The organism is Nakamurella sp. UYEF19 (assembly GCF_040546275.1).
Lineage (GTDB): Bacteria > Actinomycetota > Actinomycetes > Mycobacteriales > Nakamurellaceae > Nakamurella.
The window spans coordinates 78,455-100,589 of the sequence record NZ_JBEPNO010000001.1; the positions used below are offsets into that span (position 1 = coordinate 78,455).

16 protein-coding genes and 2 pseudogenes are annotated in these 22,135 nt (G+C 68.0%); 12 read left to right on the plus strand and 6 right to left on the minus strand.

Features of this window, described 5'->3' with window-relative positions; genetic code table 11:
* Position 1: 1 nt before the first annotated feature.
* Positions 2-1,966 (minus strand): acetoacetate--CoA ligase, encoded by a 1,965-nt coding sequence (locus tag ABIB25_RS00330; RefSeq protein ID WP_354526413.1) that lies wholly within the window; start codon positions 1,964-1,966, stop codon positions 2-4.
* A 13-nt stretch (positions 1,967-1,979) separates the two neighbouring features.
* Positions 1,980-2,969: an LLM class flavin-dependent oxidoreductase gene (locus ABIB25_RS00335; RefSeq protein ID WP_354526959.1), complete on the minus strand. Its 990-nt coding sequence runs from the start codon at positions 2,967-2,969 to the stop codon at positions 1,980-1,982.
* A 296-nt stretch (positions 2,970-3,265) separates the two neighbouring features.
* Between ABIB25_RS00335 and ABIB25_RS00340 the strand changes: the two genes are divergently transcribed.
* The 3 genes from ABIB25_RS00340 to ABIB25_RS00350 all read left to right on the plus strand — a co-directional run bounded on the left by ABIB25_RS00340 (position 3,266) and on the right by ABIB25_RS00350 (position 6,602).
* Entirely contained in the window at positions 3,266-4,042 is a 777-nt protein-coding gene (locus ABIB25_RS00340) for a glucose 1-dehydrogenase (RefSeq protein ID WP_354526414.1), read from the plus strand.
* Positions 4,043-4,134: 92 nt separating this feature from the next.
* Complete coding sequence (locus ABIB25_RS00345) at positions 4,135-4,890, plus strand: response regulator transcription factor (RefSeq protein WP_354526960.1); 756 nt, start codon at positions 4,135-4,137, stop codon at positions 4,888-4,890.
* On the plus strand, positions 4,887-6,602 hold the full coding sequence (locus ABIB25_RS00350) for a sensor histidine kinase (RefSeq protein WP_354526415.1): 1,716 nt from the start codon (positions 4,887-4,889) through the stop codon (positions 6,600-6,602). Before ABIB25_RS00345 ends, ABIB25_RS00350 begins: the two co-directional genes overlap by 4 nt.
* Before the next feature lie 98 nt (positions 6,603-6,700).
* Here ABIB25_RS00350 and ABIB25_RS00355 read toward each other — a convergent pair whose 3' ends face one another.
* Positions 6,701-7,078 (minus strand): fumarylacetoacetate hydrolase family protein, encoded by a 378-nt coding sequence (locus tag ABIB25_RS00355; RefSeq protein WP_354526416.1) that lies wholly within the window; start codon positions 7,076-7,078, stop codon positions 6,701-6,703.
* Positions 7,079-7,204: 126 nt separating this feature from the next.
* A pseudogene (locus tag ABIB25_RS00360) lies at positions 7,205-7,396 on the minus strand (VOC family protein); the annotation flags it as partial.
* Between the two features lie 284 nt (positions 7,397-7,680).
* Here ABIB25_RS00360 and ABIB25_RS00365 point away from each other — a divergent pair.
* The 7 genes from ABIB25_RS00365 (at position 7,681) to ABIB25_RS00395 (ending at position 16,851) form a co-directional block, all read left to right on the plus strand.
* The gene (locus ABIB25_RS00365; RefSeq protein ID WP_354526417.1) at positions 7,681-8,715 is read left to right on the plus strand and encodes an aldo/keto reductase; all 1,035 of its coding nucleotides are present in this window, start codon (positions 7,681-7,683) and stop codon (positions 8,713-8,715) included.
* Positions 8,716-8,790: 75 nt separating this feature from the next.
* A complete protein-coding gene (locus ABIB25_RS00370) occupies positions 8,791-9,030 on the plus strand; it encodes a ribbon-helix-helix domain-containing protein (RefSeq protein WP_354526418.1) in 240 nt (79 codons plus the stop codon).
* Positions 9,030-9,335, plus strand: a complete 306-nt coding sequence (locus ABIB25_RS00375) for a type II toxin-antitoxin system PemK/MazF family toxin (protein WP_354526419.1) — start codon at positions 9,030-9,032, stop codon at positions 9,333-9,335. Before ABIB25_RS00370 ends, ABIB25_RS00375 begins: the two co-directional genes overlap by 1 nt.
* On the plus strand, positions 9,310-12,486 hold the full coding sequence (locus tag ABIB25_RS00380) for an ABC transporter permease (protein WP_354526420.1): 3,177 nt from the start codon (positions 9,310-9,312) through the stop codon (positions 12,484-12,486). The genes ABIB25_RS00375 and ABIB25_RS00380 overlap by 26 nt, the downstream gene beginning before the upstream one ends.
* A complete protein-coding gene (locus ABIB25_RS00385; RefSeq protein ID WP_354526421.1) occupies positions 12,483-15,200 on the plus strand; it encodes an ABC transporter permease family protein in 2,718 nt (905 codons plus the stop codon). Before ABIB25_RS00380 ends, ABIB25_RS00385 begins: the two co-directional genes overlap by 4 nt.
* Positions 15,197-16,132, plus strand: coding sequence for an ABC transporter ATP-binding protein (locus ABIB25_RS00390; RefSeq protein WP_354526422.1), 936 nt, complete (start codon positions 15,197-15,199; stop codon positions 16,130-16,132). Before ABIB25_RS00385 ends, ABIB25_RS00390 begins: the two co-directional genes overlap by 4 nt.
* The gene (locus ABIB25_RS00395; RefSeq protein ID WP_354526423.1) at positions 16,129-16,851 is read left to right on the plus strand and encodes an ABC transporter ATP-binding protein; all 723 of its coding nucleotides are present in this window, start codon (positions 16,129-16,131) and stop codon (positions 16,849-16,851) included. The genes ABIB25_RS00390 and ABIB25_RS00395 overlap by 4 nt, the downstream gene beginning before the upstream one ends.
* Positions 16,852-16,915: 64 nt before the next feature.
* On the opposite strand, the gene ABIB25_RS00400 is transcribed toward ABIB25_RS00395, so the two are convergent.
* The gene (locus tag ABIB25_RS00400) at positions 16,916-19,753 is read right to left on the minus strand and encodes an ATP-binding protein (protein WP_354526424.1); all 2,838 of its coding nucleotides are present in this window, start codon (positions 19,751-19,753) and stop codon (positions 16,916-16,918) included.
* A gap of 219 nt (positions 19,754-19,972) precedes the next feature.
* On the opposite strand from ABIB25_RS00400, the gene ABIB25_RS00405 reads away from it, so the two are divergent.
* Positions 19,973-20,671, plus strand: a complete 699-nt coding sequence (locus ABIB25_RS00405) for a response regulator transcription factor (protein ID WP_354526425.1) — start codon at positions 19,973-19,975, stop codon at positions 20,669-20,671.
* Between the two features lie 93 nt (positions 20,672-20,764).
* Here the strand turns inward: ABIB25_RS00405 and ABIB25_RS00410 are convergent, their stop codons facing one another.
* Entirely contained in the window at positions 20,765-21,235 is a 471-nt protein-coding gene (locus tag ABIB25_RS00410; RefSeq protein ID WP_502919711.1) for a response regulator transcription factor, read from the minus strand.
* Between the two features lie 93 nt (positions 21,236-21,328).
* Between ABIB25_RS00410 and ABIB25_RS00415 the strand changes: the two are divergent.
* Positions 21,329-22,127 (plus strand): annotated as a pseudogene (locus ABIB25_RS00415) (COG4705 family protein).
* The last annotated feature ends 8 nt before the right edge of the window (positions 22,128-22,135 follow it).

Here is a 22,135-nt window from a genome sequence, read left to right on the forward strand (position 1 = left end):
GTCAGCCGGACTGCTGCAGCCGGTTCGCGGCGAATTCCGCGTACCAGCGCAGGGCGTCGGGATTATCGACCGAGGCGATGTTCGCGGCCTTCTCCAGCGGCTTGCCGGCGAGCAGTTTCTTGATCGGGACCTCGAGTCGCTTGCCGGTCAGGGTGTGGGGGACGGCGGGTGCCTCCACGATCTCGTCGGGGACGTGTCGCGGCGTCAGGCGGGTACGCAGGGTGGTGATGATCTTCTGCTCCAGCGCGTCGTCCAGCGCCTGTCCGGGAGCGGGCACGACGAACAATCCCAACCAATATCCGTCGTCGGGTAGATCAACTCCGATCACCAGGGTTTCGGTGATCTCGGGCATGCTTTCCAGCACGTCGTAGAAGTCGGCACTGCCCAACCGCACGCCCTGCCGGTTCAGCGTCGAATCGGAACGGCCATGGACCGAGATGCTGCCGTCGGAGTGCATCGTCACCCAGTCCCCGTGTCGCCACACTCCCGGCCAGGTGTCGAAGTAGGACTCCTGGTAGCGCACGGCATCCGGGTCGTTCCACAGGTAAATGGGCATCGAGGGCATGGGCGCGGTGATGACGAGGTCACCGACCGAGTCCACGACTGGACGACCGTCATCGTCCCAGGCCCCGCAGTCGACGCCGGCGAGGATCCCGCCGATCCGGCCGACCTGGACGGGGGTGTACTCGTTGGCGCCGATGAACGAGCCGGAGATGTCCGTGCCGCCGCTGGTCGAGTCGATGCGCAGATCAGGGCTCACGTGCTCCATCACCCAGTGGTACCCGGCCGGCGGTAGGGCTGACCCGCTGACGAACACATGGCGGAGCCGGCTCAGGTCCCACCCGAGCTGCGCCGCGGACACGCCGGCGTTGGCGCTCGCCGTGATGACGGCGGCGCCGAGCAGCATGACCTGCGCCCCGGTGCGGGCTGCGACCTCCCAGACCGCGCCTGGAGGATGGCCAGGGCTGCCCTCGTAGAGGACCAGGCCCGCACCCTGCGTGAGCGCGTTGATCTGGATGTTCCACAGGGCCCAGCCGGTCGAGGTATAGGTGAAGATCCGTTCGCCGGGGCGGAGTCCGGCGTAGAGGCCGGACCACTTGAGCCCCTCGAGGGTGATCCCACCGTGGCCGTGCACAAGCCCTTTGGGCAACCCGGTGGTGCCGGAGGTGAACAGGACCCACAGCGGATGCGAGAACTCGACCTGCTCGAACTCCAGGTGATCGTCCCCGGACACCAGCTCGTCCCATGACGTGGAGCCCGCTGGATCCGGCCGGTCGAAGACGTACGCGATGTGCAAATAGTGCCGCACGGTCGGCAGCTGCTCCCGTAGCTGCGCGACGACGCCGCTGCGGTCGATGTCCTTGCCGTTCCAGTGGTACCCGTCCGTCGCGATGAGCACCGTGGGTTCCAGCTGGGCGAGGCGGCCGATGGTGCCCTCGGCACCGAAATCCGGGGAACAGCAGGCCCACACAGCCCCGACCGCAGCCGTGGCCAGACACGCGATCACGGCATGCTCGGTGTTCGGCAGGTATGCGGCGACCCGGTCGCCCGGTCGCACGCCCGCGCGGCGTAGCCAGCCGGCGGCCGAGGCCACCGACCGACGCAGCGCACCGAAGGTGATCTCACGCGCCGGTCCGCCGCCCTCCTGGAGGCAGACCAGCGCAGCGACATCGTCAGAACCGTTGCGCAGCAGATGTTCCGCCCAGTTCAGCCGGGCCCCGGTGAACCACCGGGTGTGCGGCATCTGGTCGGTGGTGCGGACCTGCGTCCAGGGTTGCGAGAAGCTCACGCCGTAGTAGTCGACCACGGAGAGCCAGAACCTGTCCAGGTCCTCGACCGACCAGCGCCACAGGGCGTCGTGGTCGTCGAACTGCCGCTCTTCGCGCACCTGCAGCCAGTCCAAATACTCGCGCATCGCCGACGCCTGGATGCGCTGAGCCGAAGGGGTCCATAGTGTCTCGGTCATTCCCTGACCAGATTCAGCCGGCATTGACCTTGGGCATGATCTCCTCGGTCAATCGCTTCAGATCGTCCATCGTCTTGGCCGTCGGCACGTCGCGGAACGGCGGCCACAGGAGCGGCATCGTCATGCCGGCTTCCTTGTACCGCTTGAGGATGTCCTCGAGCTGGCGTGCAGAACCCGCCAGCAGGTTGGAGGCCTTTCCGGCCGGAGTCTGGTCGATGTCCTCGTCGGTGATGACGAACCAGATCATGCTGCACATGTCGAAGTTCTCCGGCAGCGTGCCACCCATCTCGTTCAGCTCCCGCTCGATCTCGGTGCGCCAGCGCCTGATGTCCTCTGGCGAGTCCTGGATGCCGATCCATCCCGAGAGCCCGTACTTCGCAATACGCCTCGCCGAGCGCTTCGGGTCCTTGAGACCGCTGAAGAAGATCGGCGGATGGGGCTTCTGGATCGGTTTGTGGCCGAACCCGGACAGGGCGAAGTCGGCGAATTCACCGTGGTACTCGAACAGGTCGTTCGTCCAGATGCCCTGCATGATCTCGATGGTCTCGCGGACGTGCCCGTGACGGCGCGGGAACAGGTCGGTGGCGCTCGCGGCGGCGAACTCCTCCGGCATCCACCCGGAACCGACGCCGACATTGAGCCGGCCGCCCGACAGGTGATCCTGGGTGGCCAACTCGGCGGCGAGCACTGCGGGCGCGCGATAAGGGGTGTCGATGATGCTCATGCCGATCCGGATCTTCGTGGTCTTCGCTGCCAGCCACGGGATGAGCGTCATGCCCTGGAACCACTCGCCCCGCGAGATGACCGGCATTCCCGGCGGGAAATCCATCATCATCCCGAATGGGAACTGCATCTCGGCACGATCGGAGGTCTCGGGCACGATGATCCGGTCCAGGGTCCAGATGGAATCGAAGTCCAGATCCTCGGCCAGGGCCGTGAGGTCCTCGAGTTCCTTGACGGTTACCTTGTCGCGGAAGTTGGGAAGGTACAAAGCCAGCTTCATCGCTGCGTCCTCGTTCATTGCGGCCTCCTCGGGTCGATATCGGATGTCCACGCTCGACCGGCACGGAAGAGATCCCCGACCGTGCGCGGTGCGGCGTGCCCTCACCGTCGTCGGCGGGTCTGGTCGTTTGCCCAACAGCGTCTCAACAGTTCATCAATTGTGGGCCCGGTCACCACTCTGCCCCTATCGTCGGCCTGGCCTCGGCGGTCACGTCCAGGAACGAAATGTCTTGAGCCAGTGAGCCAACGCCATTGGGCTACCGCACTGGGCCAACGCCAACAACTGTGGAGGAAATCGTGGGAAGAGTCGAAGGAAAGATCGCGCTGGTCACCGGTGGAGCGAGAGGCCTCGGTGAGGCGACGAGCCGGACGCTGGCCACCGAAGGCGCCACCGTCATCCTGACGGACGTGCTCGACGAGGAGGGCACCTCCGTCGCCAAGGAGATCAACGCGGCCGGCGGAAAGGCTCTCTACCTGCATCAGGACGTCACCGACGAGGGCCGCTGGAACGAGATCACCAGCGAAGTCGTGGAGAAGTACGGCCGGATCGACGTGGTGGTCAACAACGCCGGCATCGTGGTCGACGCCACCGTGGAGGACACCACGCTCGCGGACTGGCGGCGGGTCAACTCGATCAACAGCGAGGCGGTCTTCCTCGGGACCCGCGCGGCCATCGCCGTGATGAAGAACCAGGATCCGATCGGTGGCTCGATCGTCAACATCTCGTCCATCGCCGGGCTGGTGGGAATCGAGAACCTGGCTGCCTACAACGCATCCAAGGGCGCGGTACGGATGTTCAGCAAGTCCGCGGCCCTCCATGTGGCGAAGTCCGGCTACAAGATCCGGGTCAACTCGGTGCACCCCAGCTACACCTGGACCCCGATGGTGCAGTTCCTCGGCGACAACACCGGTGACCGGGATGGCTTCTTCGACGCGCTGGGTGCGATGCACCCGCTCGGCCGACCGGGAGTGCCGATGGACATCGCCTGGGGTGTGCTCTACCTGGCGTCGGATGAATCCACCTGGGTCACCGGCTCCGAGTTGGTCATCGACGGTGGCATCACCGCAGGCTGAGCTCAGCGCCACGGGATACGCTGATGGTGCCTGAGTTCCCCTCCGAGGGCGAAGAGGATGCCATCAATGAAGATGCGCCCGTGACGAGCAGCATGCTGCAGAACGCAACACGGCCGGACGGTCGCGGTGCGCGAACGATCCTGGTCGTCGACGACGACGAGCGGGTCCGGGAAGTCGTCAGCTGGCAGTTGGAGGCGGAAGGTTTCGCGGTCGGTCAGGCCGGAGACGGGCCGGCGGCGTTGCAGTCGATCGCAGCGCTGCCGCCCGATCTCGTAGTTCTCGATCTGTCGTTGCCGGGACTCGGCGGGCTGGATGTCCTCCGCCGGTTGCGCCAGCAGAGCCGGTTGCCGGTGATCATCCTCAGCGGGCGGAACGGCGAGACCGACCGGATCGTCGGCCTGGATCTCGGAGCCGACGACTACCTGGTCAAGCCGTTTTCGCCCGAGGAGTTGGCGGCCCGCGTGCGGTCGGTGTTGCGCAGGTGCGAGCCGGCCGGCGTCGCCGAGTCGGCCGATCCGGATGATTCTGCGGGCGGGACGGGCGGTACTGCTGGTGTCCGGCTCCGGATCGACTCCGGGAGCAGGGAGGTCACCGTCGACGGCCAGGTCGTGGAGCTGACGGCCAAGGAGTTCGACCTGATTGCCTTCCTGTCGGCGCATCCTCGTCACGTCTTCACCAGAGCCCAACTGCTGGAGCATGTGTGGCGTTCAGACCCCGGGTGGCAGTGTGACGCCACGGTGACCGAGCACGTCCATCGGGTGCGGCACAAGGTGGAGCCCGACCCGGCGCATCCGCGCTGGCTGCGGACCATCCGCGGGGTCGGATACCGGTGGGAGCCCGGTCCGTGACGGCGACGATCAGAAGGGACCGGCTCCTCGGCGGCGACCGACCCGGCTCGGCCGTGGGTGTCGGCATCGATCACGCCGACAGTCTGACGCTCATCGAGCGCCACTCCGAGGTGCTCGACCTGCTGGCGTCCGGGGCAAGCCTGGTAGACGTGCTCACTGCGGTCGCGGTGGCTCTGGAGGAACTGATCCAGGGCAGCAGTTGCTCGGTGCTGCTGCTGGACGGTGCGACCGGAACGCTGAATCATGGTGCGGCGCCTCATCTTCCAGCGAAATACATGGCGGCGATCGACGGACTGAGCATCGGCCCGGATGTCGGGTCGTGTGGCACCTGCGCGCACTCCCGGACCCCGGTGGTCGCGTCCGACATCACCTCGGACCCCCGGTGGGCAGGGTTTCGGAATCTCGCCGCCGAGTGCGGTCTGCGGTCGTGCTGGTCGCAGCCGATCTTCGGCCGCAACGGAGCGGTGCTCGGAACTTTCGCGGTCTACCACCCGGAGCCCCACGTTCCCGACGACCGTGAACTGCGGCTCGTCGGCCGTTTCGTGCACCTCTCGTCGGTGGCCATCGAGCATGCAGTGATGGTCGGCGCCCTGGTGGAGAGCGAGGAGCAGTTCCGCCGGGCGTTCGAGGACAACGCGGTCGGCATGGCCATGACCGATCTGCAGGGCGTGCTCACCAAGGTGAACAAATCGCTCCGAGTCATGCTGCGGTGCAACGAGTCCGACCTACTGGGCCGACCGCTGGCCGAGCTCGTCCACCCGGACGACCGAGCCGCGGCTGCAGCCGCGCTGCAGATGTCCCCGCGGGATGACACGGACGGTGTCGAATTCGAGGCACGTTTTGCAGCGGCCGATCACAGGTCGGTCGTCGTCGCCGTCACCGTGTCGGCCGTCCGGGCGGCCGACGGGACGCCGCTGCGGTGGTGCGTGAATCTGCTGGACGTGACCCAGCGGCGCGCGGTGCAGGCCGAACGGCAGGCCCGCCGTGAGGCGGAGGCTGCGCAACGCACCGCGGAGGCGGCGAGCCGGGCGAAGTCGGATTTCCTGGCCGCCCTGAGCCACGAGATCCGGACACCGTTGCAGGCCGTCACCGGATTCACCGAGCTGTTGCAGAATCTTGACCTCTCGGCCGAGCGCAGAAGGCTTGCCCTGCGCCACATCGAAGGTGCCGCCGGGCATATCCTGGCGTTGGTCGACGACGTGCTGGACATCGCGAAGATCGAGGCGGGCGCGCTTCCACTGCAGATCGAACTGGTCGATCTGGCCGCGCTGGTCCGTGAGGTGGTCGAGCTGTTGCGGCCGTTGGCCGACCAGCGGACGATCACGCTGCATCTGGAGGCCGATACCAGCGGCGGGCAGGTGCACGCCGACCGTCGTCGGCTGCGGCAGGTGTTGATCAACGTGATCAACAACGGGCTGCTCTACAACCACCCTGGCGGGTGGGTCAGCCTCAGGGTGGACATCACCGACGGCGCGGTGGTGGAGGTCTCCGATTCCGGGCCCGGCATCGCCGACGAGCTCCGGGATCGGTTGTTCCTGCCGTTCGACCGGCTCGGCGCGGACATCGGGGGTGAGCCGGGTGCGGGACTCGGACTTGCCCTGTCCCGGGCGTTGACCGAGGCGATGGGCGGACGGTTGATGCTGCGCAGCGCAGACGGCGGTGGCACCACCGCTGTGGTCACCCTGCGGGTGGACGACGCCTCGATCCACTGATCAGGCCCGATGTAGAGTGCGGACCCGCGCGGGCGTCGTGATCGGGGCGGGCAGGAGGGCGACCACCGTGTTGACGATCGTGCTGATGCCTTCGATGGTCATCTCCACCACATCACCGGGCTGTAGCGGTGGTGGATCGGTGCGTCCCCGTCGGCGTCGTGCCGATCGACGAACTCGTCGGCGGTGACGATCCAGGGGCCGCGGGTGGCGGACGAGTCCTTCCCCTTCGCCGGACCCAGGTTCACCTGCCTCTCGCGCCGCTGGAGGTCGCGGGCCGACCAGTCGTCGAGGATGCAGTACCCGAACACGGAATCGTGGGCGGACACGGGGTCCAGATCGTGCCCGGACGCGCCGACCACGACGGCTACCTCGAGCTCGAAGTCCGGCTGCTGCCAACCCGGTGGGACAGGGACGTTCTCGCCCGACAGGACGGCCATCCGCTGCCCGTCCGCGTGCAACACCGTCGCGAGACGCATGTCAGGTTTCCTTCTGTCCCAAGATCGTGATGGGTTCCGGGGTACCGATGCGCCGCAACGGGATCGACTTCCAGATGGTTGCTCATCGGGTGGTCAGGGGCCAGCAGGTTGCGTTCGGTGGCGGGGTCACGGATCATGCCGGGACTGACGCCGTTCACCCGCATCCCGGCTGACCATCGGGTCGCTGAAGTCGAGAAGGTGCGGGTGCCAGGTGTCCTCGTCGAGGGTCTCCAGTCCGGTGGTGCATTCCATGGTGTTGCCGTGCGGGTCGAGGAAGTAGCTGAAGGTGTTGTTCCCCGCCTGGTGTCGACCGTGGCCGGATTCGATCGGCACTGATCCTCCTGCATCTCACCGGTGGCGAAGATGACCGCCTGGCGGGCGGTCTTCACGCTGACAGCGGGAATGCCGGTACGGAAGTGCTGATCGGTCATGAGGATCATGCGCCTGGTCGTATGGGACTCCCGAGTCTCCTCGATCAACGCAACGAGCCGATCGACATGGACATCAGCGACACCGGATGCGGCGCGGCAACAACAGGGGCGGGTGGCAGAGAAGGACGGATGCAGGGTTTGGGTGTGCTCCTGCCGGAGCACTGCAGAACCATGGAATATCGACTTCTTGGCACAAGCGGCTGCGCCGTCTCGAATCTCACCCTTGGCACCATGACCTTCGCCCGGGAAAGCTCGGAGGACGTGGCCCTCACCCAGCTCGATGCCTTCATGGCAGCAGGCGGAAATCTGATCGACACCGCGGACGTCTACAGCTCGGGGGCCTCGGAGGAGGTCATCGGGCGCTGGTTGGCGGACCGGCCCGCCGACATCACCGATCAGGTGGTGCTCGCGACGAAGGGCAGGTTCCCGATGGGGACGGGACCCAACGACCTCGGGCTCACCCGTCGCCATCTGCAGCGCGCCCTGGACGACTCGTTGCGCCGGCTCGGCGTCGACTGCGTCGATCTCTACCAGGTGCACAGCTGGGATCCCCTCACCCCGATTGCCGAAACGCTGCGCACGCTCGACGGTTTCGTCCGACAGGGCAAGATCCGATACATCGGCTTGTCCAACTTCACCGGCTGGCAGGTGCAGAAGGCGGTGGCCACGGCCGCGGTGCTCGGCCTGGAACCCCCGGTCACCCTGCAGCCGCAGTACAACCTGCTGGTCCGGGAGTTGGAATGGGAAATCGTGCCGTCCTGTCTGGACGCCGGGCTCGGCCTGCTGCCGTGGTCGCCGCTCGGCGGCGGCTGGTTGACCGGCAAATACACCCGTGAGGCCCGGCCGGCCGGTGCCACGCGGCTCGGCGAGAACCCCGACACGGGGGTGGAGGCCTACGACCGGCGGGCCGGCGCCGATCGGACCTGGTCCGTCGTCGAGGCGGTGCAGTCCATCGCCGACGCTCGTGGCGTCTCGATGGCACAGGTGGCTCTGTCCTGGTTGGCGGACCGGCCTGCCGTCACCTCCGTCATCCTCGGTGCCCGCACCCTCGAGCAATTGAACGACAATCTCGGCGCTGCTGATCTGCATCTCGAATCCTCGGAGACCGCGGCGCTGGACAAGGCCAGCGATCCGATCGCAGCGGACTACCCGTACGGCGTCCCGGGCAGCGATCAGCGGAGTCGGAAGCTCGCCGGCGGTCGCTGATCCGGGGCGGCCTCGGCCGGCAGGCAATCACGCGCCGTATACCAAGTGGTTGACGGACGCGGTAGCGTCTGGGACGTGACTACGCAGATCGCCATCCGGCTGGAAGCCCACGAGCTGGCGGCGCTCGACACCGAGGTCGCCGAAGGTCGGGCGGCCAATCGTTCCGAGGCTGTTCGGCTGGGTATCGCACGTATCCGACGAGATCAGCGATATCGCGGTGACGAAGCGATTCTGGTCGAACTTGCCCGCCGGGGGGAGCGGGTCTATCCGGATCTCGAGGGTCTGCTCGACCTCACGCATCCCGCGTTGGACTGATGCGAACCATCGCTGTGGTCCTGCTGGACAAGTGTCGTCCGGCGCTGATCCTGACAAGGCAATCCAAGCTGCACCTGTCGACCTGGTTGACCGTGGCGCCGATCACCATGACCACTCGCGGGCTGAGCAGCGAAGTTCCTGTGGGGCCACGAAACGGACTCGACCACGACAGCGTGGTGAGCTGCGACCACATCACCACGGTCCGGAAAGATGCGGTCGGGGAGACCCTGGGCTTGCTGTTCGACGACCAGGAGGCCGCCCTGGCGCGGGCGATCAGCGATGCGTTCGAACTCGATCTGCGCTAGGCGGGCGGTCGCACACCGGTGGTTCCTCTTCGCGATCATCCTCGTCGTTTTCCTCGTCACCGCCGGCTTGACCACCATGACGATGTTCCTGGCCGATGCGGCGCAGGCGGGCGTGCGGGCCACCCTGGACCAGGCAACGATGAGCGCCCGTGCCGTCCAGTTGGCGACCGAACTCGCTCCGGACGAGGCAGCCCAGGGTGTTGCCGCCCAACACCTTTTTGCGACCGCGTTCGCCGGACTACCGGTCCGCGTCGACCGGGCTGTGGCCGGTGGGCAGTTTCCGGTGATCCCGGGACGTCCCGATGGTCGGCCGACATCCGGGCCTGCTTTCGAGCCGCGGACATTTGCCGATCTTCCCGGCCATGCGCACATCCTCGCGGGCACCTGGCCGGCGGCGGCCGTCGCGGGCAGCATTGCGGTTGCGGTACCGGCCGATCCGGGATCGGCAGCCGGCCGGCGAGTCGGTGACACGTTCACCATTGCCGATGACAACAGCGGCACGGTGTTCCGGGTGGCGGCGCTGTACCGACCGGACGATCCGCTCGACCCGTACTTCCTCCCGCAGGTGGGCGGGGCGTCTGCCGCGCCGATCGTCGTGGCGGTGGGGGAACAGGACCTCAAACTTCTGTCCAGCAGCCCTTCGGCGCTGTGGACCGTCTCACCGGACATCCCGAACTTCTCGGCCGCACCGGCGGAATCACTGAGTCGAGCGCTTGCCGGCCTGGAGCGGTTGGCCGGTAACTACCCGGGCGTCAACGTCCACGGAGTCCAGCTGTCCGGTGGGCTCCCCGACACCATGACGACCATCATCGCCAGCCTGGCCGCCGTACGCGGGGTGGCAGCCCTGCCCGTCCTGCTGACGGCTGGGTTCGGTGTCGTCCTCATCGGGTTCCTGGTCGCGATGCTGGCCAGGAACCGGCGTCAGGAGCTATCGGTGCTTCGGGCCCGTGGGCTGGGGATCGCTCGCCTCACATCCTGGGCCGCAACGGAAAGCGTCGCCGTCACCGTCCCGGCGGCCCTGGTCGGCCTGTGGGTGTCATGGTGGATCAGGCCCTGGGTCCAGAGCCCGGCGGGTCGGGCCATCGCAGGTCCGATTCCCTGGTGGCCGGCCGTTGTCGTGATCTGCGCGTCCGTCATCGCCGCGATCGTGTTGACCCTGCGGGAGTCTCGTCGCGGGTTCGTTCCCGGTCGGGCGTCGACGGTCGGCTCGATCATCCCTGTGGTGCTGATGCTGGCCGCCGGCGTGGTCTCGTTGTGGCGGTTCCGGCATGCCGGCTCGGCCGTGCTGACCGAGTCCGGATCGATCCGCGTCGATCCGGTCGCGTTGCCGGCACCTGCGCTGAGCCTGCTCGCCATCGGCTTGGTGGGTACCCTGCTGGCCGCCCTCGCAGCCCGTGTCACCGCCGTCGCCGCCGGTCGGTTGCCGGGTCTCGGATCGGTCCTGCCGGCTCGGGAGTTATCCCGCCGATGGCCCACGTTCGGCGCTGCGGTCCTGTTGATCTGCCTCGCGGTCTCGGGCGCCACCCTGACGGCCGGCTACGACCGGACGCGGACATCGTTCGCGGACGCGTCCGCCAAGCTGGTCAACGCCTCCGATGTCGGGGTCCACCTGCCCGACTTCGTCGCCGAGACGGGAGCCGAAACCCCCAGCGGCCATCGCGGTCTGGCTGCGGTTGGCAGCGTCCGGCAGGTGACTGATGCGTATCTCACCCCTATCACGATCGGGAACACGGCCGGGCAACTGGTCGCGGCGCCGGCGGCGGACCTGCCCGGATTGTTGCCCGCCATGCCGGGTGGCTACGACCCGGCGGCCGTCGCCCGCAGCATCTTGTCACCGGTGGTCGGCATTGCCCTGCCGTCACGCGTCCGGCAGATCACCGTCGACATCTCCCTGAAAGCGGCTGCTGCGCCCGCCGCCCTCGCAGATCCGGGCGCGGTGCCCCCATCGACCAGCGCCTTCCTCGGAGTACATCTGGTGCTATGGATCGCGGTTCCGCGTGGTGGCGTGACACCGTTCGGAAGCAGTGGCCTCCGTGTACCGCTGGGCGCGGGCGACCCTCGGCCGCCGGTGACGCAGCAGGTCTCGATCCCCGTGACGACAGTCGAGACGTTGGGCGGCACGCCGGTGATCGTGGCCATCGACACCGTCCTGGACACCCAGGGCACCGACACGGTCGACAGCGTGCACATCAACCGGATCCGAACCGACGGCAGGGACACCGGTTCGGCGCAGTCGTGGACGCAGGCAAGAATCCAGGCTGCCGATGACCCGGCGACGCTCACGACGGGCCGGCCGGGTTCGATCAGCTGGGCCGGATCGATCCCGGCGGCCGCCACACCGCGGACCGTCCGACTGATGCCCCAGGAGATCGCATCGGCCGGCGGCGCGGTGAGGGCGCCGGTCCGGGTGGTCGTCAACCAGTTGATGGCGGAGCAGCTGGGGGTGGGAGTCGGCGGTTCCCTGGACTTCCGGCTGGATGCCACCGGCGGGCACGCACTTGCCACGGTGGCGGCGATCTCGCCGGTGCTGCCCGGAGATGCCGCCGTGCCGAGGGCAATGGCGGATCTGACGGCCATCACCGTGCAGCTGTTGTCGACCACCACTGTCATACCAAGGGCGAACGAGATCTGGATCAGGACGACCTCACCGGGTGCGACAGCCGGCAAGGTGCGCGAGGCAGGCGGCCCTGGATGGGTGGTGACGATCGCCGGCGACCGGACGGCGGCCGCCCTGATCGATCCGGCGCAGACCGCGTTGTGGATGGGCGTCGGTGTTTTCATGCTGCTGGTCGTCCTCGCCGTTGCCCTGATGGCCGGGAACCTCGGCCGGGATCGACGTGGAGAGATCCGCCCACTGGTCGCAGCCGGTCTCACCCGCCGCCAGTTGGTTGCCCTCCGCCGACGAGAATTGTTGTGGTGCCTGATCATTGGTACGGTTCTGGGGCTCGCGGTCGGGCTGATCGCATCGATCCTGACGGTGAGCGGGCTGGCCCGGTCAGCGGTCGTCGGTGCCCCTGCCCAGCTGGCCCCTGTACTGGGGTTCTCCGCCGGGTTGTGGCCGGCGATGGCGGCGGGCGGGATCGGTGTCGCTGCGGTGCTGGTCTGGTACGGCCGGTTGAATTCCCATCACTGGGGCAAGGCCGTGCGATGACGGAGAACCATTCGGTGGCAGTGGGTCTCGTCGGGATCCTGCGGCGGCATCTGCGCGCCGCGCGCGGCCCGGGCGTCCTGCTGGCGCTGTTGGTCTTCGTCTGCACCACGCTGGTCGCCGCTCTACCCGGCGCGATCGAGTCCCGTGGCGCTGCCGAACTGCGTTACCAGGTAAGTGATCTCGGTCCGACCCAACGCTTTCTGACCACCCGGGTCTTCGCCCCGCTGCCGAGGGTCTCCGTGTCGGTCCCCGGGTTCTCTCCGGATGTCGCGGCCGTCTGGGGCGGCTGGGACGCGGCTCTGGAGAACGTGCGTGACCAGGCGCCCGAACCGCTCCGACAGACCCTCGGGCGCCCCGTCTACACAGCGGTGACCACTGCGTTCCCGCTTCCCCGGGATGCCGCCGTCAGCGCCAACCTGCAGTTGAGCTTCGCGGCCGACCCCCGCCTGACTGATTTCGCCCGACTCGTGGCGGGGGTGTGGCCGGCGGCCGATCACCAGGCGCCCGCTTCGCTCTCGCCGGTGGACGTGGCATTGTCGACCGAGACCGCCAAGGCCCTCGGCTGGAAGATCGGAACGGTGCGGCGCACCGTCATGCGGGACGGCCGTGTCCATCCGATGATCCTGACAGGCCTGTTCGAGGCCGCCGCCGGCAGTACCGATCACTGGTTGCTCAACGGCAACATCGTCCACCCCAGCATCGTCGAAACCCCGAATACGCAGATCCGGACGGGGGTCGCCTACGTGCACCCGGCGAGTTGGCCACTCGCCGAGGCGTTCACCTCGAAAGAGCAGACGCAGATCTACCTCCGGTTCGACGTGAGCCGGATCCGGTCCTCGGACGTGCCGGCCCTGCGTGCCCAGATCGATACCTTCACCGCCGCAGCCCATCCGTTGACAGGGCTGCCCGGAGCGGATCCGTTGCGGCTGAGTACCCGGTCGGGGCAGACCCTTCGGGCCGTCGAGGCGTCTACGGCGGTGGCGCGCGCGCTCCTCCTGGTGATCGCCGTCGGGCCGTGCGGCGCCGCGGTGGCAGTACTGCTGCTGGCCAGTCGTCTGCTGGTCGACCGGAGACGTCGGGCACTGGGTCTGCTGTCGACCCGCGGCTGGTCGACGCTGCGGTCGCGGGTGGCGCTCGCCGCCGAAGGTCTTCTGCTGTCGGTGCCCGCGACCCTTCTTGCCGTGGCAACGGTCCTGCTGATCGCGCCGCCGGATCACCGGGTGGATCTGGTGCTCCCGGTTGCGGCCGGGTTGCTGCTGGTGCCATCGCTGCTGGCTGCCGCGGCTACTCCGTCCAACTCCCCGGGGGCGCGCGCCGACTACGCGCCCCGGCGTAGTCGCCGGCGGAGATGGGTCGCGGAGGTCGTGTTGCTCGGCGCTGCGGTGGCGTCGGTGGCGCTGCTGTTCGCCGCGGGGGCGAGCCCTGCGGCCGGTGGTGTCGACCCGTTGATCGTGGGCGCGCCGTTGCTGCTGTGTCTCGCGTCGGCAGTGGCCGTGACCCGTGTGTATCCGTGGCCACTGAGGGGACTGCTGCGCAGTTTTCGGCGCCGCCGCGGTGTGGTGAACTTCCTGGGCTCGGCGCGGGCGGTGCGCGAACCGGCCAGCGGAGTGGCGCCGGTGTTCGCGCTGGTGGTGGGGGTCGGCACGGCGGTGCTGTCCTCGATCCTGCTGTCCACCCTGAGCCAGGGGGTGAACTCGGCGGCCCGCTCCGACGTCGGGGCAGATCTGCGCGTGGCTGCGGCGCGACTCTCGCCCGCCGCCCTGGCCAGGGTCCGAGCGCTGCCCGTCGTCGTCGCCGCGGCCACCTCGATGACGGTCGATCCGGTCCAGATCGCGGTCTCCGGTACGGAACAGGCCATGTCGGTGTATTTGGTGGATGCCGGCGAACTGCGGTCGGTCCAGGCGGGTGTCACCGGCGCGGCGTCGATACCGGATTCGGTGGTCACTCCCGGACCGGCCAACCAGGTGGTGATCTCCGCCGATCTGGCGGCGCAGCTGGCCCAGCTACCGGCAAGAGCGTTGGCCGTCGGTGACCACGCCCTGACCGTCGCCGATGTCTCCGCGTCGGCCGCCGGTCTTGGACGGAGTTCGACCTGGATTCTCGCCGATCGGTCGATGCTGTCGGACTTCACCGACAGTGCGTATGAGCCCGACACGCTGCTGCTCGAACTCACTCCCGACGCGGACCCCGCCTCTGCGGCAACGGCTGTCGACGGCGCGATCCAGGGTGAGGGCGCGGTCATCGCTCCGCAGCAGGTGTCGGCCACGTTGCTGGCCGCCCCGGCGATCGGTGGGGTCCAGGCCATGGTGCTGATCACCCTGATCAGCGTGGCGGCGCTCGGTGCTCTGGCGGTGACGCTGTTGTCGGTGGGGAGTGCGCCGGCGCGCCGGCGGCTGCTGGGGGTGCTCGGCATTCTCGGTCTACCCCCGGGTGCGGGGCGCCGTCTCGTCGGATGGGAGTTGATCCCGATGGCCCTGGCGGCGTTGCTCGGCGGTGGCGCGGTGGGGGTCGGGCTGAGCAGGATGGTGCTGTCGGCGATCGATCTCCGTCCCTTCACCGGCGGACCGGCAGGCCCCTCTCTCGCAGTGGACCCAGTGGTGATGATCATGCTGGTCGGTGGATATGTGGTGGTCGTCGCGCTGGCCACGGTGCTCGGTGCTGCGATCGCCGAGAAGGCTGCTGCGGCCGTGGTCGTCAGGTTCGGCGAGACATGAGCGAAGAGGAAGGGAACGCGATGACGCAGACCGTGACAGCCGAACCGGCGATCCTGTGCCAGGACCTGATCAGGATCTTCCGGGAGCAGGGTGTCGAGGTGCAGGCGCTGCAGGGGCTCAACCTGCGGATCGGCGTAGGGGAGCTGGTCGGCATCGTCGGCGAATCCGGATCGGGCAAGTCGACCCTGATGTCGATCCTGTCCGGATTGGACGCACCGTCCGCGGGTTCCGCTGTGGTTTCCGGTCACGATCTCGTCGGGTTGAAACGCGCGCAGCGCACCCGCTACCAGCGTGAGGTGGTCGGATTCGTGTGGCAGCAGACGGCTCGAAACCTGTTGCCCTACCTGACGTCTGCGCAGAATGTCGCTGTGGTGCTCACGGGGATCGACCGCGTCCGACGACGGGCGCGCGTCGCCGAGCTGCTGGACCTGCTGACCGTGTCCGACTGCGCGAACCGCCGCCCGACGGAGATGTCCGGTGGTCAGCAGCAACGGGTGGCCATCGCGGTGGCTCTGGCCAACGGCCCGCGGGTCCTGCTGGCCGACGAACCGACCGGTGAGCTCGACGAGGAAACCGCGGCGGTCGTGCTGGAGGCGATCCGCACCGTGAACTCGCAGCTGGGCGTCACCACCGTCATCGTCACCCACGATCCGGCCGTCTCCGAGCACGTCCGGCGGACCGTGCAGATCCGTGACGGACGCACTTCGACAGAGGTGTTGCGCCGGACCACCTCCGATCGCTTCGGCGTCCAGATCACCACTGCGCAGGAGTATGCGGTGCTGGACAGGGTCGGCCGGCTGCAGCTGCCGTCCAACTTCATGAGCAGACTCGACCTCGCGGACCGCGTCCGCCTCGCACTGGAACCGGACCACATCGGCGTCTGGCACGCCGACTCGACGCCGGCCCCCGATCCGGGAGAAGGCCAGCGGTGACAAACGTTCCGGTCCTGAGTGCACGCGAACTGACCCGGATCTACTCCGGCGCGGCAGGGGACGTCATCGGCTGCCAGGCAGTGACCGTCGATGTGCTGGCCGGGGAGTTGGTGGTGCTCCGCGGACGTTCGGGCGCAGGCAAGACCACCCTGCTGAACCTGTTGGGTGGTCTGGATCGGCCCACGTCCGGATCAATGCAGATCGGCGGTCTCGACATCGCGTCGATGCCCGAGACGGAGCTGGCCGCACTGCGCCGCGACCGGCTCGGGTTCGTATTCCAGTCGTTTGCGCTGCTGCCCATGCTCTCTGCGGCCGAGAACATCGAGGTCCCCCTGCGGATCCAGCGTGTCGCACCGGCCGAGAGGGATGCAAGGGTGGCCGAGGCGCTGGATGCGGTGGGCCTGAGCAGGCATGGCCGGCAACGGCCTGGCGAACTGTCGGGAGGGCAGCAGCAGCGTGTCGGGCTGGCCCGCGCCCTGGTCGGCCGGCCGGACATCCTGATCGCGGACGAACCAACGGCCCAGCTCGACAGCGTCACGGCCGCAACGATCATGGATCTGATCTCCGAGATGGTGCATGCCGGTGGCATTGCCGCCGTCGTCGCCACTCATCACGCAGCCATGGCCGCGAGGGCCACCCGGGTCTGGGAGATCAGAAGTGGCCGGGTCACCGAGCAGTCTGCGGCGGCCGGCAGCCACGGCCGTCGCGCCGCGCCGTGAGGCTGCCGTCGGGCAGAGTCCCTGAACGGGAGGGCCGGTGATGCCGGCGGAGCGATTGCCGACGTCAGGAATTGCGGTGGGCCAACTGGGCCCGGCCCCGGATGGCGAGCTTGCGGTAGACGACTGCGAGATGACCTTCGACCGTTCGGCTGCTGATGAACAGCTCTGCAGCGATCTCCCGGTTGTTGCGGCCGGCTCCGGCCAGAGCGGCCACCTTCTCCTCGGTGGCGGTGAGCATGGCTCCGGTTCGCGGGCCGTCGATGCGCGCGAGTTCGTCATCGGCGAATCGCATCCACGGAATTGCCTCGATGGTGGTGAATCGGTCCTTCGCGGCTCGGAGGTTGCTCCTGGCCCCGGGTTTGTCACGACGGCGGCGGTGCACCTGGCCAAGGGCGAACAAGCTGCGGGGCAGCTCCAACGCCAGCGGTGAGAGCTGATGTGCTGCAACGGCAGCGCCGAGCGAGGCGACGGCATCGTCCAGTTCGCCATTCGCCGCATGGATGAGACCACGCAGGCGGTGACCGACGCCGATCAGCGTGGTGCGGCTCAGGAGTGCTCCCAGAGCGAGCTGCTCGGTCGCCAGTTCGGCGGCTCGTTCCAGTTGCCCGGCCGCGATCAGGGCCTCACCCAGATCGGCCTCCAGCCGTTGCCGACGGCCTGGCTCCTGGATCTTCAGCACGACAACGGCCCGCCAGGCCCGCTCGAGGTGGACCAGGGCCGCGGCGGGATGACCGTCGAGGAGGTCGGCCAAACCGAGGACGTGGCAGTACGCGATGGTCTTCTTGGTCGGATCGGCGTCGTCGCCGGGCAGCTGCGCCATGATCAGTTCACGGGCGCGCCCTGCCTGTCCGCTCAGGACGGCAGACAGGGCGTAGGCCGAGTACAGGGTGGCCGGTGCCACCCCGCCGCGCGCCTCGATCTGCGCGAGGCCGTCGCTTGAAAGTTCCGTTGACCGGCGGTAGTGACCGGCCCAGTACTCGGTGAGCGCCAAGTGCCCGAGCAGCGCGGCGATCGACCCGTCGTCACCCTCGGCACGGGCCGTCGTGATCGCGCGATTCAAGCTGGTCCGCGCACCGTCCAGGTCGTCGACCAGCTTGAGTTGGTAGGCGCGAATGCTGCTCACCCGATTGAGGACGGAGATCGACCGGGGCTTCGTCGCCCGGTGACGGGACTCTGCCGCTTCGGCCCGCTTCAACAGATCGGTCGCCATGCCATGACCGGAATCAAGATGGTCTTCGGCGAGATAGACCAATGCCATGGAAAGTGATCCCGGGTCGGAGCCGTCCAGACCATCGAAAAGCCGGATGGATTCCCGGGCCAGGTCTGCGCGGTCCGATCCCGCTCCGTCTCCGACGTCCGCCGCGCAGGCGAGAGCAACTGCGCGGCAACGTGGATGCGTAGGGAAGCCGTCCAGGACCGTCCGCACTGCGGCCTGAGCGGCACGTTGACCATGCACCCAGTAGGTCGTCTCGACCAGCATGGGCAACAGATCCGACCATCCATCGGCGTCGGGCCGGTCGGCAGCCAGGTCCCCGGCCCGCTCGCACGCTCCCTGGAGATCGCCGGCAGCGAAGTACAACTCTGCCGCGGTCAGCCCCCGGCGGAACCGGTCGATGCGATCTCCGGCGGGAGTCGAGGCGATGGCCAGATCGGCCAGTTCGGCCGCGGTATGCACAGCACCGCGCGATCGGGCCGAGAGTGCACCGGCTTCCAGCGATCTCGCCAGGTCGGCATCCGGTTCCCCGTCGGTCGCCAGGGCCAGGTGCCGGGCCCTCTGCTCCGGATCAGCGGTGTTGTCGGCGAGCCGGCGATGGAGTCTCCGTCGCTGTCCCGGTGGCAGCGACCGTAGCGCCTGGGAGCCCAACAGCGGATGCGACATCCGCAGCCGGCCGGCGGTCTCCACGACCAGGCCGGCCGCGACGGCGTCGTCGATGGCGGTCTCCGGGTCGGCCATCACGCCGGCCAGTGCCCGGCCGGCCGAGCGGCAGGTGGGAGTGGACAGTGCGGCCACCACCAGCACGACCTCGCGCACCGCGCCGGTCTCCCGCCGGAGCCGCCGATCGAGTAGCCCCGTCAGGGTGTCGGGCACGGTCAACCGTTCTTCCGCTCGCGGCTCCCCGGTGCGAAGCGAGAGCCTGGCCTGACCGAGTTCGATGGCCCAGTAGGGATTTCCGCCCGAAACGGTGACCATCTCACGCAGGGTGCCGGGTGTCCATCTGCTTCCGAGCCGATGACACAGGAGTTCCCCGAGCGCGGGAGCTGGGAGGGCGCCGAGCGCGACCACCTGATGGTGTCGACCGGCGAGGCCATTCGATTCGACCAGCCCGGGAGCATCGATGTCGGGCAACACATCGGGGTCGCCGGTGCGCCGGGTGATGAGCACCCACACCGGTTCGTCTCGCAGGCGTCGGAGCGCGTAGCCGAGCACGTCCGCGGTGGCCTGATCCAGCCATTGCACGTCGTCAGCTGCGATGGTGATGGACCGATCTCCCGACAGGAACCGAAGAGCTTTGAGAACGGCGGCACCGATCTCGCGTTCGGACGGCGGCGGGCCATGGGAGACGCGTCGCAGCAGGGCGACCTCGAGTGCAGTCCGTTGCAGGTGGTGCAGCTGGGGTAGCACGTCGTCTGCCACCGATTCGAAGAGGTCGCCCAGGCCGGCGAACGACATCCGAGCTTCCGCCTGCGTCGGACGAACGCTGAGCACCAGCATGGATCGAGCCATCGCAAGCGAGACACCGGCCGCCCACAGCGTGGACTTGCCGATGCCGGCCTCACCGGTGATGGTCATGCTGCCCGGGGATTCATCGGAGCCGAAAAAGTCAGTCATGATTGCGATCTCGGCAGACCGCCCGAAGATCACGTCTGTCGGACCAGCAGCAGGCACCATCTCACAACCCATCTACGGCTGTGTGGACCGTCGGGCCCTGAGTCGTCGTCGACAAAACCGGGGGCGCGCAAGCGTCGTGATCGAGGCTAGCGGATGGGGTAGCCGATAGCTTGCTGCCGGCGGGCCGGCATCCGAGATGCCTTCCACACATAGCCGTGCTGTTGGCAGGCCGCTCACCCTGTCCGACCCGCTTGGATTCACCTGACCGGCGCCTCGGGATACCGTCCGGTGATGGCGCATCTGTTGGTGGTGGAGGACGACGAGACGATCGGCGGGGTGCTGCGCTCGAGCCTGGCCGCTCATGGCCACGTGGTGACATGGGCGTCCACGGGCAGCGGTGCCCTGGAGGTGACGGCCGCCGAGATGTTCGATCTCGTGCTGCTGGACCTGGGATTGCCCGACATGGACGGCGTCGACGTCTGTCGGGCGCTGAGATCAGCCCAGCCCGGCGCGGTACTGGTCGTCCTCACCGCGCGGGACGAGGAGATCGACGTGGTCGTGGGGTTGGAGGCCGGGGCGGATGACTACCTGACGAAGCCGTTCCGTCTCGGCGAACTCCTCGCGCGGATCCATGCCCACCTCCGTCGATCACAACCCACGACAGCATCCCCGGCCGGCGCAGACGGCGCGCTTCGAGTCGATGAACAGACCCGACGTGCCTACCTCGGTGAAGCCGAACTCCCCCTGCGCGCGAAGGAGTTCGACCTGTTGGCCCGGTTCCTGGCCTCGCCGGGGGCGGCGTTGTCCCGGGCAACCCTGATGGCCGACGTCTGGGATCCCCACTGGTTCGGATCGACCAAGACTTTGGACGTTCACGTGTCCAGTCTGCGATCCAAACTTCAGGCCGCCGCAGTGCTGGCAGCACTGAGCGCCCCGTCGATCGTGGCGGTCAGGGCATTCGGGTACCGGCTGGAAACCGAAGGGAGGTAGGCAGGTTCGCCATGGCACGGGTCGACAGCCGGTTACCCGGCCGGGAGGTCGATGCGGAAGGTGCACGGTGACGCGTGGGCCACGACGGTGACGTCACCGTCGGATGCGCGGGCAAGCCGCCGAGCCAGGGCCAGTCCGAGGCCGGCTCCGAGATGTCCGTCGCTCGAGGCCGGCCCACGCAGCGGTCGGGGGCCCGGCGCTACGACGCAGGACGGCCCGGAGCCGGGCGATCAACTCGGGAAATGCGATCGGTTTGCTCAGGTAGTCGTCGCCGCCTGCGGAAAACCCGGAAAGGCGGTCACCGAGCTCGCCCCGGGCGGACAGGAAGATCACCGGCGCGTCGACCCCTCGGGCGCGCAGCGCCTGACACACATCGCGTCCGTCAGAATCCGGGAGACCGATGTCGAGAAGGACAGCGTCCACCGATCTTCCGACTGCGGTTCGGATCGCGCCGCCGCCGTCGGAGGCGGTGACGACCTCGAAGCCCTCTTCACGCAGGCCCCTGGCGAAGACATCCCGCAGGCCGTCGTCGTCTTCGACGAGGAGCAGCCGGTCGTTGGTCACCTGCACCAGTATTGCGCCCGGCCCAGGCAGTCGAGGGCTCGATGGCTGACGTGGTCAGGATATTTACAGGTTCGCCAGGTCAGCATCTGGATCATGAACATCGAAACCCAGGTCCAGATGCCGGCATCGACACGACGTGCACTGCTCAACAAGGTCCCGGAAGTGACCCTGTACTTCTGGATCATCAAAATCCTCGCCACCACCGTTGGTGAGACCGCCGCCGATTACCTCAACACCAACCTGAATTTCGGTCTCACCAACACCACCTACGTGGTGGCCGGTCTGGTGCTGGTCGTGCAGTTCCGGTTGAAGAGGTACGTCCCCGGCGTGTACTGGCTGGCGGTGGTGCTGATCAGCGTGGTCGGCACCTTGATCACCGACAATCTGACCGACAACTTCGGGGTCACCCTGCCGATCGCGACACTCGTGTTCGCGGTGGCGCTCGCGGTGACCTTCGCAGCCTGGTACGCGACCGAGGGGTCCCTGTCGATCCACACCATCGTCACCGGCCGTCGGGAGGGAGGCCTTCTACTGGCTGACCATCTTGTTCACCTTCGCCCTCGGCGCCGCGGCCGGCGACCTCGCGGCGGAGCGCCTGAATCTCGGATACTGGCTGTCGGCCATCGTCTTCGCGTCGCTGATCGCCGCCGTGTCGTTGGCGCACTTTGCGTTCCGGTTGAACGCGGTCCTGGCGTTCTGGATCGCCTACATCCTGACCCGGCCGCTGGGCGCGTCGTTGGGTGACTACCTGTCCCAGCCGGCGGATGCCGGCGGGCTGGAGCTGGGAACGACCGGAACCAGCGCGATCTTCCTGTCGGTCGTTCTCGTACTCGTCGTCTACCTGACCTGGTCGAAGAGGGACAGGACCTCGGCTTCGGCCCTGACCGCCTGAGGACGCCA